We start from the raw sequence: 11222 nt of genomic DNA on the forward strand, positions 1-11222 counted from the left end.
GGCGGGACCGCGTGCCCGGTGCTGTCCTGTGTGCCGCAGGCGGCCAGGGCGAGGCCGAGCGCGAGGGTGAGCGTGGCGGTCATGACACGGCGCTGCATGAGGCTGACTCCAGACGGAACGACGGGTGCGGGCCCGCGCTCAGGAGGGCGGGCCCGCAGCCAGGGGGGCGGCGTTTCAGATCCGGCCGGCGACCGAGGTGCCGCGGCGGCGCAGGACGACGAAGCCGATGCCCGCGGCGCCGGCGGCGGCGGCCCCGCCGACCGCCATCAGGACAGGGGCGTCGCTGTCCTTGGTGCTCTCGTAGCCGGCCGCGACGCTGCCCTTGGGCACGACGGTCGTCTGGTTGGTCGAGGTGGTGCCGGTGTTGCCGCCGCCGGTGGAGCCCGCCGAACCCGTGGAGGTGGTCGGGTAGGCGAAGCTGCACCCGCTGGGGAGCTTCGGGAAGTCCTGGACGGTCGCCGGGTGGCCGCCGCCCTCCATGTTGGTGCGCAGGCGCGGGTGGGTGCTGTTCGGGTCGAGGATCTCGGCCTGGAAGCCCGCGCTCGCCGGGAGCTTCGGCTGCAGACGGGTCAGGTAGTACGGCATCAGCCTGGTCTCGCCCGCGCCCCGGAAGTTCACCGACGGACCCGACGGGCTCATGGTCACCAGCGCCTCGGTGCCCGCGCCGATGCTCCGTGTCACGGTGACGACGCAGCGGACCGGGGTGACGGGACCCTGGCCGCCGTTGCCGACGTACTCGTCGGCGGAGGTCATGCTGCCGTCCGCGCGCAGGGTCACCTTGATGCCGTTGAAGACCTTCATCTGCTGGGCGCCGAAGCTGCCCCCGGCACGCAGTTCGCCGAGGGTCCTGCCCTTGAAGACGACGGTGGCCGAGTAGTAGTCGCCCTGGTCGGTGTGCTTGTAGACCTTGGCCGTCAGGTCGCCCTTCAGCGCGACGGTCCTCATCAGGACCGGGCCCTGCTGCCCGTTCGGGCCCTCGGACGCGGTGGGGGCCGCCGTGGTGGCGGGCGTGCTCGGCTCGGTGGTCGAGGTCGGCGTCCCGATCTGCGTGCTGGGCGTGCCGCTCGGAGCCGGGGTGGTGGCCTGCGGGCTCGGCGTCGCGCCCTCGGCGGCGAACACGGCACCGGCCGGCAGCAGGACGGTGGCGGTGAGGGAGGCGGCGACGAAACCGGCGCGGAGGGCGGAGTTGCGTCGGAAACCGAGCGAAGACATGAAGGACTCCAGAAGGTGTGAAAGAACCCGGATGGTGAGGAGGGGGAGTCGCATCCGCTTGCACTGTCAGGTGGGGCCGAAAGGCGCGGCAGCTACTGAGCTGATCGTATGTTCCGACTTTCGGCGGAGTGATCGCCGTCACGTCACAGGCGCGTCACAGGGGAAACAGTGGCCTGTGCTGCGGCAACAGGCCACTGGGCCGGGTCAGTTCGTTCCGCGCGGTGCCCGGAGCGGCTTCGCGTAGCAAAGGCTGTTCTCGTGGTGGCGGTAGTACCCGAACTTGGTGCACGGGGTGTAGCCGCTGGAGGTGTAGAGGGCGATGGCCTCGGGCTGCTCGGTGCCGGTCTCCAGGACCATGCGGGTGCGGCCGGCCTCGCGGGCGTCCGCCTCCAGTTCGGCGAGGATGCGGCGGGCCAGGCCGTGGCCGCGCATCTGCTCGATGACGAACATGCGCTTCAGCTCCGCGTCGCCGTCCTGGTTGCCCTCCCCGTTCAGGTCCTGGCTGCGCCAGCCGCCGGTGGCGACCGGGCGGTCCTCCGCGTCGTACGCGATCAGGTACACGCCTCTGGGCGGGTCGAAGTCGGCCGGGTCGAGCGAGGTGGCGTCGCCGCCGTCGCCGTAGCGCACGTGGTACTCGGCCTGGACCTCGTCATTGAGCTTCACGGCGTCGGGGTGGTCGAAGCGAACGCGGCGGATAATCATACTGAGCATCGTACTTCTATGCGGCGAGTGGGCATCGGTCTCCACCAGTGTGCCGGTATCGTGCCCTGGTGCTGACTGTGACCTCGGTGAATGTGAACGGACTGCGGGCCGCCGCCAAGAAGGGCTTCGTGGAGTGGCTGGAGCAGACTGCCGCGGACGTGGTCTGCCTGCAGGAGGTGCGTGCCGAGCCGCAGCAACTCCCCGAGCACGTACGGCAGCCCGACGGCTGGCACGTGGTGCACGCGCCCGCCGCCGCCAAGGGCCGCGCCGGCGTCTCCCTCTTCACGCGCCGTGAGCCCGACCGTGTCCGGGTCGGCTTCGGCTCCGCGGAGTTCGACGGCTCGGGCCGCTATGTCGAGGCCGACCTCCCCGGTGTGACCGTCGCCTCGCTGTACCTGCCCTCGGGTGAGGTCGGCACCGAGCGGCAGGACGAGAAGGTCCGCTTCATGGGCGAGTTCTCCGCCCACCTCAAGGAGCTGCGCGAGCGGGCCGCCGCCGACGGCCGCGAGGTCCTGGTCTGCGGCGACTGGAACATCGCCCACCAGCAGGCCGACCTCAAGAACTGGCGCGGCAACGTCAAGAACTCCGGCTTCCTGCCCGAGGAGCGGGAGTGGCTGAGCCGGGTGCTCGGCCCCGAGGACGGCGGCTACGTGGACGTCGTCCGCGCCCTGCATCCCGGGACCGAGGGCCCCTACAGCTGGTGGTCCTACCGGGGCCGCGCCTTCGACAACGACTCCGGCTGGCGCATCGACTACCACATGGCCACCCCCGGCCTCGCCGCGAAGGCGGTCAAGGGCTGGGTCGAGCGCGCCGCCACCCACGCCGAGCGCTGGTCCGACCACGCGCCGGTCACGGTGGTGTACGAGCGCTAGGGGCCTTTCGTTTGGATCAGGCCGGATCAGGGAGGCCGCGGGCGCGCTGCAGCGCTTCGAGCCGGAACTGTGCGGCGGCATTGAGGTCCCGGCGCTGCTCCGCGCTCAGTTCGCGCAGGTACCGGGGTCCCACCCGGTCGACCACCCCTGGCAGATCTACGGCAACGGCGCACTCCGCGTCGGCCTCGGCTATCCGTACCTCCTCCCGTGGCGCGGCGCCTTGCGCCGACGGTACGCCATGGCTTCGGCGGGCGGCGGCCGCCCGTGCGTCCTCCATGGAGGCGAACGGCAACCCTCGCTCCTTCATGCAGGTCGCCCAGTTTCCCAGGGCGCGCCGCATGGTGGCGTCATCGGCGATCCGTTCGTGGACCGCGTTGTAGGCCTCCTGAGGCACGTACGAGACACTGGCCGCCGCCATGACATCACCGAAGAGTCGGATGCGGCTTTGGGCGATACAGCCCGTGGTGGCGAAGGTGAACTTCGGGCCGCTCGACAGCCGCAGCGTGGCGCGCTGCCCAGGGTCGCCGGTGAGCGCACGGGCGTAGCTGCCCCGCTTCGCCGCGGGCAGGCCGGGCGGGTACTGGTCGTGGGGTGACGGGCCGGTGTCGGAGAAGCCGTAACCGAGGGTGCGCCGCACCTCGGGATCGGGGTGCCAGGGGTCGTCGCCCCGGGCGGTGGTACCGGAGGCGGCCGGGTGGCCGAAGCCGTGTCCGGCCATGCACCGGCGGGTCAGCTCGTCCTCCGCTCGACGGAGGGTGCGCTGGTCCTCGCGGTAGGGGGAGGCCCTCAGAGCGAGGTCCACGGCGGCCTGGCTGAGCGCGGGCCCGGCGGCCCGGTCCGGCCGTTCCGCCGACTGCGCGCGAACGCAGCCGGCGGAACCGAAGGCCAACACGGCGACGACTGCCGCGGCAACGGCAGGTGTGGCCATCGGACGCATGCCGTCAGCCCTTACCCACACCACCAGTTGTTAGAGCTGATGACGTCGTTCCAGTTGCCCCCGCTCGGCTTGCCCCACTGGGTCAGATCCGCGGCCTGGGTGTCACGGTTGATCACCCACGAGGATCCGCCGTAGTTCGCGGCCTCGTACACCACCGCCTCACAGTTCAGTCCCTCGTTACGGATGGCCGAGGCGCAGTCGTTCCACCGCTGGGTCGAGTTGCACCCGCCGGTGAAGTTGCCCCAGTAGGTGTTGTTGCCGGATACCTTGCCCATGGCGCCGCCATAGTTGGCGTTGACCCAGAAGCAGAGGTATCCGCTCTCGTTCGGACAGTCGGTCACGGCTGCCTGAGCCGAGGGTGCGAGGGCCAGACCGGAGACGACAAGCGCTCCGGTCGCGAGCACGGACATGGCGATTCGACGCACCGTAGTTCGGTCCTCTCTGTGGAGATGAACTTGCTGCCGAAGTGATGACCTCCCGAGTGTCGGCGGTCGGGCTAGCAGCGTGGTTGATCGTGAGCGCCATCCGGTTGCCGTTCCGTGCCTTCCCGCCCGGCGTTCTGTGCGACGCGCCGGTAGTCACCGGGCGGCATCCCGTAGGCGGCGCGGAACAGGCGACTGAAGTGGGCCTTGTCGGTCAGGCCCCAACGGGAGGCGACGGCCTGGACGGGGCGGTGGCGGTGGCGGGGGTCGGCCAGGTCGCGGTGACAGTTCTCCAGCCGGCGCCGGCGTATCCAGCCGGCGACCGTCAGGCCCTTGGCCTGGAAGAGGCGGTACAACTGGCGGGTGGAGACATTGTGGGCGGCGGCCACCGCGGCCGGCGTCAGTTCCGGGTCGGCCAGGTGGTGCTCGATGAAGGCACGGGTACGCAGGAACAGCGTGTGGTGCTGGGTTTCCAGCGGCAGCAGCCGTTCCGCTTCCAGATGGTGGGCGCACACGGCTGCCAGAAGATCGACCATGATGGTGGCCAGACGCGCGGCATCCGCCGGGGTGTACGAGCCTGCGTGGTCGACCAGCTGCTTCAGGAAGCCGGCCAGCAGCCCGCCCACGCCCTGGCCGCCGGGCAGCCGCGTGGCGATGAGGGAGCGGACACCGTCCTGCGGAAGCGGCAGGAGTGCCCGGGGAACCTGCACCATGATGCCGCTGACGGCGCTGACGGCGCTGACGGCGCTGACGGCGCTGACGGCGCTGACGGCGCTGACGGCGCTGACGGCGCTGACGGCGCTGACGGCGCTGCCCGCGGTGCCGGCGTCCGCCTCTGCCCAGCCGTGCCAGGGCCGCGAGGTGTCGTAGAGCAGCATCTCGCCGGCCGAGCCCGTGGTGTCGTGACCTCCCTGGCGGATCCTGTGGCCACCACGCAGGTTCAGCATCAGCTGGTAGCTCTCGGGGTCTGACCGCCGGATCAGCTTCGCGGGGCGGTACGTCTCCAGCGGCGGATACCGCAGAGCGGACACCTGGACCGCGCCCAGGTCCATCAGCCGCAACCGCGCCCGGAAGTCCGGCGTATGGTCGCTGCGCAGCCGGTTGGGGACTATCGCGTCGTTCACCATGCCGTACCAGAAATCGAACCGTTCCGCGGCCGGTAAGGCGCTCGTGCGGAACTCCGTGACCATCGTCATGAACCCTCCCTGAAGGCGCCCCGTTGAGCCAGGTCGTGTTCAGTGAAGCTGCCACGCCTGCGTGTCGGGCCGGAAGGGGTTGAGGAACATCTGAAGTGCGGCCGTGGCGGTGGCCACACGGCCGTACCGCCCTCGACGGTGCGCGCCGCAGCTTCTCGGAACGGATGCGGCAAGCTCCTCAGAACGGATACCAGCTCCCCTAGTCCTGCTTGCTCAGCCGCCGGTCCATGGCCAGCGACAGCTCCGCCTCCACCACGCTGCGGGCCAGCGGGCGCAGGCGCTGCAGGGAGTCCTCCGGGGCGTGGCGGCCGATCACGTCGGCGAAGAGGGCCGCGAGGGCGTCGGCGTGCTCGCGGACCCGGGCCGCGGCCGTCAGGACCTCGGCCAGCGGGATGCCCTCGCGGACCAGTGCCGAGGAGACGTCCAGCAGGCGCCGGCTGATGTGCACGATCTCGTCGCCGTCGGTGCCGACGTAGCCGAGGGTCATCGCGGCAGCCAGGTTCTCCGGGGTGACCTCGCCCTCGAAGCGGGCCGCCAGCTCCTCCGGGGTCAGCCGGACCGGCTCCTCCTCGGTGGGCGGGGAGACGCCCAGCAGGTCGGCCACGTCCCGGCCGTTGTCCAGCGCCTCGGCCAGCTCGGCTATGCCGTTCAGCGTGTGCCCGCGCTCCAGCAGCGCCGCGATGGTGCGCAGCCGGGCCAGGTGGTGGTCGTCGTACCAGGCGATACGGCCCTCGCGGCGGGGCGGGGGGATCAGTCTGCGCTCGCGGTAGAACCGCAGGGTGCGCACGGTGATCCCGGCGATGCGCGCCAGCTCCTCCATGCGGTACTCGCGCCCGCCGGCCTGCCCGCCGCTGTGTCCGCCGTCTTCTGCCACGTCCGCAGCCTATGGCGTACCGGCGGTAACTTTCCTTTCCGCGCCCCCTACCGCTCAGTACGGCGCTGCTCTACAGTCCCATTGCGCCAGTGTTCACTGGCGGAGTCCGAGGATGCGTGGAGGCGTCGGGATGGCCGAGCACGAGCATGTACGGGTGGCGGTGATCGGGTCCGGGTTCGGCGGGCTGGGGGCCGCCGTGCGGCTGCGCCGGGAGGGGATCACCGACTTCGTCGTCCTGGAGCGGGCCGGCAGTGTCGGCGGGACCTGGCGGGACAACAGCTATCCGGGTTGTGCCTGCGACGTGCCGTCGCACCTGTACTCCTTCTCCTTCGCCCCCAACCCCGACTGGCCGCGCACCTTCTCCGGGCAGGAGCACATCCGCGCCTACCTGGAGCGCGTCGCCGACGACTTCGGGCTGCGCCCGCACTTGCGCTTCGACTCCGAGGTCAAGCTGATGACCTGGGACGAGGACGAGCTGCGCTGGCACATCGAGACCGCGAGCGGCTCGCTCACCGCGGACGTGGTGGTCTCCGCCACCGGCCCGCTGTCCGACCCGAAGATCCCCGACGTCCCGGGGCTGGACTCCTTCCCCGGCCGGGTGTTCCACTCCGCCCGCTGGGACCACGACTTCGACCTGCGCGGCAAGCGCGTCGCCATGGTCGGCACCGGCGCCTCCGCGATCCAGATCGTCCCCTCGATCCAGCCCGAGGTCGGCAGGCTCACCGTCTTCCAGCGCACCCCGCCCTGGGTGATGCCCCGCATGGACCGGGCCATCGGCACCGCCGAGCGCAAGCTGCACCAGACGCTGCCCTTCACCGCCCGGCTGCGGCGCGGGCTGCTGTGGGGCATCCGGGAACTCCAGGTGCAGGCGTTCACCAAGCACCCGGACGAACTCGGCCTGGTCGAACAGCTCGCCAAGCGCAACATGGCCCGCGCCATCAAGGACCCGGCCCTGCGCGCCAAGCTCACCCCCGACTACCGCATCGGCTGCAAGCGCATCCTGCTCTCCAGCGCGTACTACCCGGCGCTCGCCCAGCCCAACGTGGACGTGGTGGCCGCCGGGGTCACCGAGATCCGGGGCTCGACCGTGGTCGCCGCCGACGGCACCGAGGCCGAGGTGGACGCGATCGTCTTCGGCACCGGCTTCCACGTCACCGACATGCCCATCGCCGAGCGCGTGGTCGGTGTCGGGGGCGTCACGCTCGCCGAGGCGTGGAAGGGCGGCATGGAGGCGCTGCGCGGCGGCTCGGCGGCCGGGTTCCCGAACTGGCTGAGCGTGATCGGGCCCAACACCGGCCTGGGCAACTCCTCGATGATCCTGATGATCGAGTCCCAGCTCAACTACCTGGCCGACTACATGCGCCAGCTCGACACCCTCGGCGGCCGCACCGCGCTGGACGCCCGCCCGGCCGCCGTCGACCGCTGGAACCGCCGGGTGCAGGAGCGGATGAAGCGCACCGTCTGGAACACCGGAGGCTGCACGAGCTGGTACCTGGACGCGAGCGGCCGCAACACCACCGTCTGGCCCGGCACCACCAGCGAGTTCCGGCAGGCCACCCGCCGCGTGGACCTCACCGAGTACGAGGTGCTGCGCAAGCCCGCGCCCGGGACCACGAAGCCGGCCTCCGTCCCGAGCGAGGCCACCGCATGAGCCGCACCCTGGAGGTCACCTCCACCAACGGCGCCCGCCTGCACGTGGAGGTGCACGGCCCCGAGGGCGCGCCCCCGGTCGTCCTCTCCCACGGCTGGACCTGCTCCACCGCCTTCTGGGCCGCGCAGATAAAGGAGCTGGCCCGCGACCACCGGGTCATCGCCTACGACCAGCGCGGCCACGGCCTGAGCCCGTACAGCCCGGTGTGTTCCACCGACGCGCTCGCGGACGACCTGGAAGCGGTGCTCGCGGCCACCCTCGCGCCCGGTGAACGCGCCCTGATCGTCGGCCACTCCATGGGCGGCATGACGATCATGTCCGCCTCGGCCCGCCCGCGCTTCCGGGAGCACGCGGCCGCCGCGCTGCTGTGCAGCACCGGCAGCGGGCGGCTCACCGCCGAGGCGCGCGTGGTGCCGCTGCGTGCCGGACGCGTGCGTACCTGGCTCACCGGGCGCATCCTCGGCTCGTCCCTGCCGCTCGGCCCGGTCACGCCACTGGCCAGGAAGATCCTCAAGTACGCGACCATGGGCCCGGGTTCGGCGCCGCACCTGGTCGACGCCTGCGCCCGGATCGTGCACGCCTGCCCGCGCACCGCCCGGCACGCCTGGGGCGGGGTGCTGGACCGGCTCGATCTCGACCACGGCGTACGGCAGTTGACCGTACCCACCGCCGTGCTGCACGGCACCGCCGACCGGCTCACCCCCTCGTCGCACGCCCGCGCGCTCGTCGCCGAGCTGCCCAACTGCGCAGGTTTCACCGAGCTGTTCGGTATCGGGCACATGACCCCGGTGGAGGCACCGGACGCGGTGACCGGCCGGATACGGGAACTCGTCACCACGTACGTCACGGGGAGCATCCCCGTCACCTTGGAGGAGGGCGCATGAGCAAGGTCGGTCTCGAAGGACAGGTGGCCGTCGTCACCGGTGCGGCACGCGGCGTCGGCGAGCTGCTGGCCCGCAAACTCTCCGCGCGGGGCGCCAAGGTGGCGCTCGTCGGCCTGGAGGAGGACGAGCTGAAGGCCGTCTCCGAGCGGCTGTACGGCGAGAGCGCCCACTGGTACGCCGATGTCACCGACCACGAGGCGATGAGCCGGGTTGCCGCCGAGGTGAAGGAGCGGTTCGGCAAGGTCGACATCGTGGTGGCCAACGCCGGTGTGGCGACCGGCGGTCCGTTCGCCGACTCCGATCCGGTGGCCTGGCGGCGGGTGATCGAGGTCAACCTCATCGGCTCGGCCGTCACCGCCCGCGCCTTCCTGCCGGTGCTCACCGAGAGCCGCGGCTACCTCCTCCAGATCGCCTCCCTCGCCGCGATGACCCCGGCGCCGATGATGACGGCGTACTGCGCCTCCAAGTCCGGCGTGGAGGCGTACGCGCACAGCCTGCGCGGCGAAGTCGGCTACCTGGGCGTGCGGGTGGGCGTCGCCTACCTGTCCTGGACCGACACCGACATGGTGCGCGGCGCCGACCAGGACGACGTGATGCGGGAGTTGCGGCAGCGGCTGCCCTGGCCGTCGAACAAGACCTACCCGCTCGGCCCGGCCGTCGACCGGCTGGTGGACGGCATCGAGCGCCGGTCGCCCCACGTGTACGGACAGTGGTGGCTGCGCGGCATGCAGGGCCTGCGCGGCTACCTCCCGGCACTCATCGGCACCGTCGGCCAGCGGGAGATGCGCAGGTACGCCGACCGCCTGACCGGGATGCGATCGGGGCTGGTGGGCGCGGGCGGCGCGGCCGACGAGGCGGCCCGCGCTACGCAGAGTAAGTGATCGACATGCGGAGGGTGTTCGCCCGTGTGAATCTGGTCGAGGCTCCACCGGGGCCGCAACCGTTCTCACCAGGAGTGTGAACCCACATGGGTATGAAGGACCAGTTCCAGGAGAAGTCCCGCAAGATGCAGGACCAGGCCAAGGAGAAGGCCGGCCAGGCCAAGGAGAAGGCCGGCCAGTCGCGCGAGAAGGCCGGCGCGCGCGGCCCGCAGGGCCGCGAGCACCAGGAGCGCGCCCACCAGCCCCAGCGTGACCGCGCCGAGGGCGGCATGCGGGACATGGAGGACCGCTTCGACCCGGACCACACCGCCTGACGCGGCAGATCCGGCGAAAGCCACGGCGGGGCGCCCGGCACGTCCGGGCGCCCCGCCCCGGCGCGTGACTAGGGCCTCTCCTGATCGAAACGAAAGACCCTAGGTACCGCTCAGCACGACCAGCCGCTGGGTGGCACGGGTCATCGCCACATAGCGGTCCACCGCGCCCTCGATGCCCTCGCCGAAGGCGTCCGGCTCCACCAGTACGACCAGGTCGAACTCCAGCCCCTTGGCCAGCTCCGGGGTGAGCGACCGGACGCGGGGGCGCTCCTTGAACGCGGGATCGCCGATGACGCAGGCGGTGCCCTCCGCGTTCTCGGCCAGCCACTCGTGCAGCACCGCGTCCAGGCCGGACACCGGGCCGTAGGTGACCGGGATGCCGGCCGCGCGGACCGAGGTGGGCACGTTGGCGTCCGGGATCGCGGCCCGGATCACCGGCTCGGCCTCCGCCATCACCTCTTCGGGGGTGCGGTAGTTGATGCTCAGCGAGGCCACCTCGACCCGGCCGAGCCCGGCCCGCGCGAGCCGCTCCCGCCACGACTCGGTGAAGCCGTGCCGGGCCTGGGCGCGGTCGCCCACGATGGTGAAGCTCCGGGACGGGCAGCGCAGGAGCAGCATCTGCCACTCGGCGTCGGTCAGCTCCTGGGCCTCGTCCACCACGATGTGCGCGAACGGCCCGGCCAGGGCGTCCGCCTCGATGGCGGTCAGCGCGCCCTCGTCGACCAGGCTGTCCCTGAGGTCCTGCCCGTGCAGCATCGTCACCGCGCCCTCGCCGTCCGGGTCGGCCGCGATCACGCTGTCGATGACGGCGGCCATCCGCTCCCGCTCGACGGCGACCGTGGCGGCCTGGCGGCGCTTCTTCCGCGAGGTCTCCGGGTCCCCGAGCCGCTGCCGGGCCGCGTCCAGCAGGGGCAGGTCGGACACCGTCCACGCCTGCGGGTCGGCGCGGCGCAGCAGGCGCACCTCGTCGGGGGTGAGCCAGGGGGCGCACATCCGCAGGTACGCCGGGACCGTCCACAGGTCACCGACCAGGTCGGCCGCCTCCAGCAGGGGCCAGGCGCGGCGGAGGGTGCCGGTCAGCTCGCCGTCGGAGGCCAGGGCCCGGCGGAACAGCTGCGGCGGGACCTCCTTGTCGAGCTGGTCGTGGAGGATCGTGACGAGCGCCTCCCAGATCAGGTCGCGGGCCTCGTTGTGCGGGACGCCCGCCTCCGCCGCCTCGAACGCCTCGGCCCAGTCGGCCGCGGTCAGGTGCAGCTCGCCCCAGGGGGTGCTGACGG

12 protein-coding genes are annotated in these 11222 nt (G+C 71.8%); 5 read left to right on the forward strand and 7 right to left on the reverse strand.

What is annotated here, in order from left to right; all coding sequences use genetic code 11:
• Nucleotides 1-174 precede the first annotated feature (174 nt).
• Both CCN33_RS10700 and CCN33_RS10705 read right to left on the reverse strand, forming a co-directional pair.
• Nucleotides 175-1212: a hypothetical protein gene (locus tag CCN33_RS10700; RefSeq protein WP_086693412.1), complete on the reverse strand. Its 1038-nt coding sequence runs from the start codon at nt 1210-1212 to the stop codon at nt 175-177.
• Nucleotides 1213-1416: 204 nt separating this feature from the next.
• Nucleotides 1417-1914 carry a GNAT family N-acetyltransferase gene (locus CCN33_RS10705; protein WP_086693420.1) on the reverse strand — a complete coding sequence of 166 codons (498 nt, stop codon included), beginning with the start codon at nt 1912-1914 and terminating at the stop codon, nt 1417-1419.
• Nucleotides 1915-1982: 68 nt separating this feature from the next.
• Here CCN33_RS10705 and CCN33_RS10710 point away from each other — a divergent pair, with 68 nt between their 5' ends.
• Nucleotides 1983-2786 (forward strand): exodeoxyribonuclease III, encoded by an 804-nt coding sequence (locus tag CCN33_RS10710; RefSeq protein WP_167387821.1) that lies wholly within the window; start codon nt 1983-1985, stop codon nt 2784-2786.
• A 16-nt stretch (nt 2787-2802) separates the two neighbouring features.
• On the opposite strand, the gene CCN33_RS10715 is transcribed toward CCN33_RS10710, so the two are convergent.
• The 4 genes from CCN33_RS10715 to CCN33_RS10730 form a co-directional block, all read right to left on the reverse strand.
• On the reverse strand, nt 2803-3714 hold the full coding sequence (locus CCN33_RS10715) for a hypothetical protein (RefSeq protein ID WP_140394506.1): 912 nt from the start codon (nt 3712-3714) through the stop codon (nt 2803-2805).
• Between the two features lie 20 nt (nt 3715-3734).
• On the reverse strand, nt 3735-4064 hold the full coding sequence (locus tag CCN33_RS10720) for a peptidase inhibitor family I36 protein (RefSeq protein ID WP_167387822.1): 330 nt from the start codon (nt 4062-4064) through the stop codon (nt 3735-3737).
• Nucleotides 4065-4219: 155 nt separating this feature from the next.
• A complete protein-coding gene (locus CCN33_RS10725; protein WP_086693415.1) occupies nt 4220-5341 on the reverse strand; it encodes an AraC-like ligand-binding domain-containing protein in 1122 nt (373 codons plus the stop codon).
• A 199-nt stretch (nt 5342-5540) separates the two neighbouring features.
• Complete coding sequence (locus CCN33_RS10730) at nt 5541-6161, reverse strand: MerR family transcriptional regulator (protein ID WP_086693421.1); 621 nt, start codon at nt 6159-6161, stop codon at nt 5541-5543.
• Between the two features lie 184 nt (nt 6162-6345).
• Between CCN33_RS10730 and CCN33_RS10735 the strand changes: the two genes are divergently transcribed.
• From CCN33_RS10735 to CCN33_RS10750, 4 genes are all read left to right on the forward strand, one after another.
• Nucleotides 6346-7866: a flavin-containing monooxygenase gene (locus CCN33_RS10735; protein ID WP_086693416.1), complete on the forward strand. Its 1521-nt coding sequence runs from the start codon at nt 6346-6348 to the stop codon at nt 7864-7866.
• The gene (locus CCN33_RS10740) at nt 7863-8750 is read left to right on the forward strand and encodes an alpha/beta fold hydrolase (protein WP_086693417.1); all 888 of its coding nucleotides are present in this window, start codon (nt 7863-7865) and stop codon (nt 8748-8750) included. The genes CCN33_RS10735 and CCN33_RS10740 overlap by 4 nt, the downstream gene beginning before the upstream one ends.
• Entirely contained in the window at nt 8747-9631 is an 885-nt protein-coding gene (locus CCN33_RS10745) for an SDR family oxidoreductase (RefSeq protein WP_086693418.1), read from the forward strand. Before CCN33_RS10740 ends, CCN33_RS10745 begins: the two co-directional genes overlap by 4 nt.
• An 86-nt stretch (nt 9632-9717) precedes the next feature.
• Entirely contained in the window at nt 9718-9945 is a 228-nt protein-coding gene (locus tag CCN33_RS10750) for a hypothetical protein (protein ID WP_086693419.1), read from the forward strand.
• Between the two features lie 99 nt (nt 9946-10044).
• Here CCN33_RS10750 and CCN33_RS10755 read toward each other — a convergent pair.
• On the reverse strand, nt 10045-11222 hold a 1178-nt coding region (locus CCN33_RS10755; RefSeq protein WP_483027237.1), incomplete at its 5' end, for a helicase domain-containing protein.

Origin of the sequence: Streptomyces recifensis, assembly GCF_002154615.1 — a bacterium.
Classification (GTDB): Bacteria; Actinomycetota; Actinomycetes; order Streptomycetales; family Streptomycetaceae; genus Streptomyces; species Streptomyces griseoluteus.

What these genes read in the sequence shown, in the direction of transcription:
- CCN33_RS10700 (WP_086693412.1), bottom strand. Translation starts at nt 1,212, where the DNA reads ATGTCTTCGCTCGGTTTCCGACGCAACTCCGCCCTCCGCGCCGGTTTC.
- CCN33_RS10705 (WP_086693420.1), bottom strand. Translation starts at nt 1,914, where the DNA reads ATGATTATCCGCCGCGTTCGCTTCGACCACCCCGACGCCGTGAAGCTC.
- CCN33_RS10715 (WP_140394506.1), bottom strand. Translation starts at nt 3,714, where the DNA reads ATGGCCACACCTGCCGTTGCCGCGGCAGTCGTCGCCGTGTTGGCCTTC.
- CCN33_RS10725 (WP_086693415.1), bottom strand. Translation starts at nt 5,341, where the DNA reads ATGACGATGGTCACGGAGTTCCGCACGAGCGCCTTACCGGCCGCGGAA.
- CCN33_RS10730 (WP_086693421.1), bottom strand. Translation starts at nt 6,161, where the DNA reads ATGGAGGAGCTGGCGCGCATCGCCGGGATCACCGTGCGCACCCTGCGG.
- CCN33_RS10735 (WP_086693416.1), top strand. Translation starts at nt 6,346, where the DNA reads ATGGCCGAGCACGAGCATGTACGGGTGGCGGTGATCGGGTCCGGGTTC.
- CCN33_RS10740 (WP_086693417.1), top strand. Translation starts at nt 7,863, where the DNA reads ATGAGCCGCACCCTGGAGGTCACCTCCACCAACGGCGCCCGCCTGCAC.
- CCN33_RS10745 (WP_086693418.1), top strand. Translation starts at nt 8,747, where the DNA reads ATGAGCAAGGTCGGTCTCGAAGGACAGGTGGCCGTCGTCACCGGTGCG.
- CCN33_RS10750 (WP_086693419.1), top strand. Translation starts at nt 9,718, where the DNA reads ATGGGTATGAAGGACCAGTTCCAGGAGAAGTCCCGCAAGATGCAGGAC.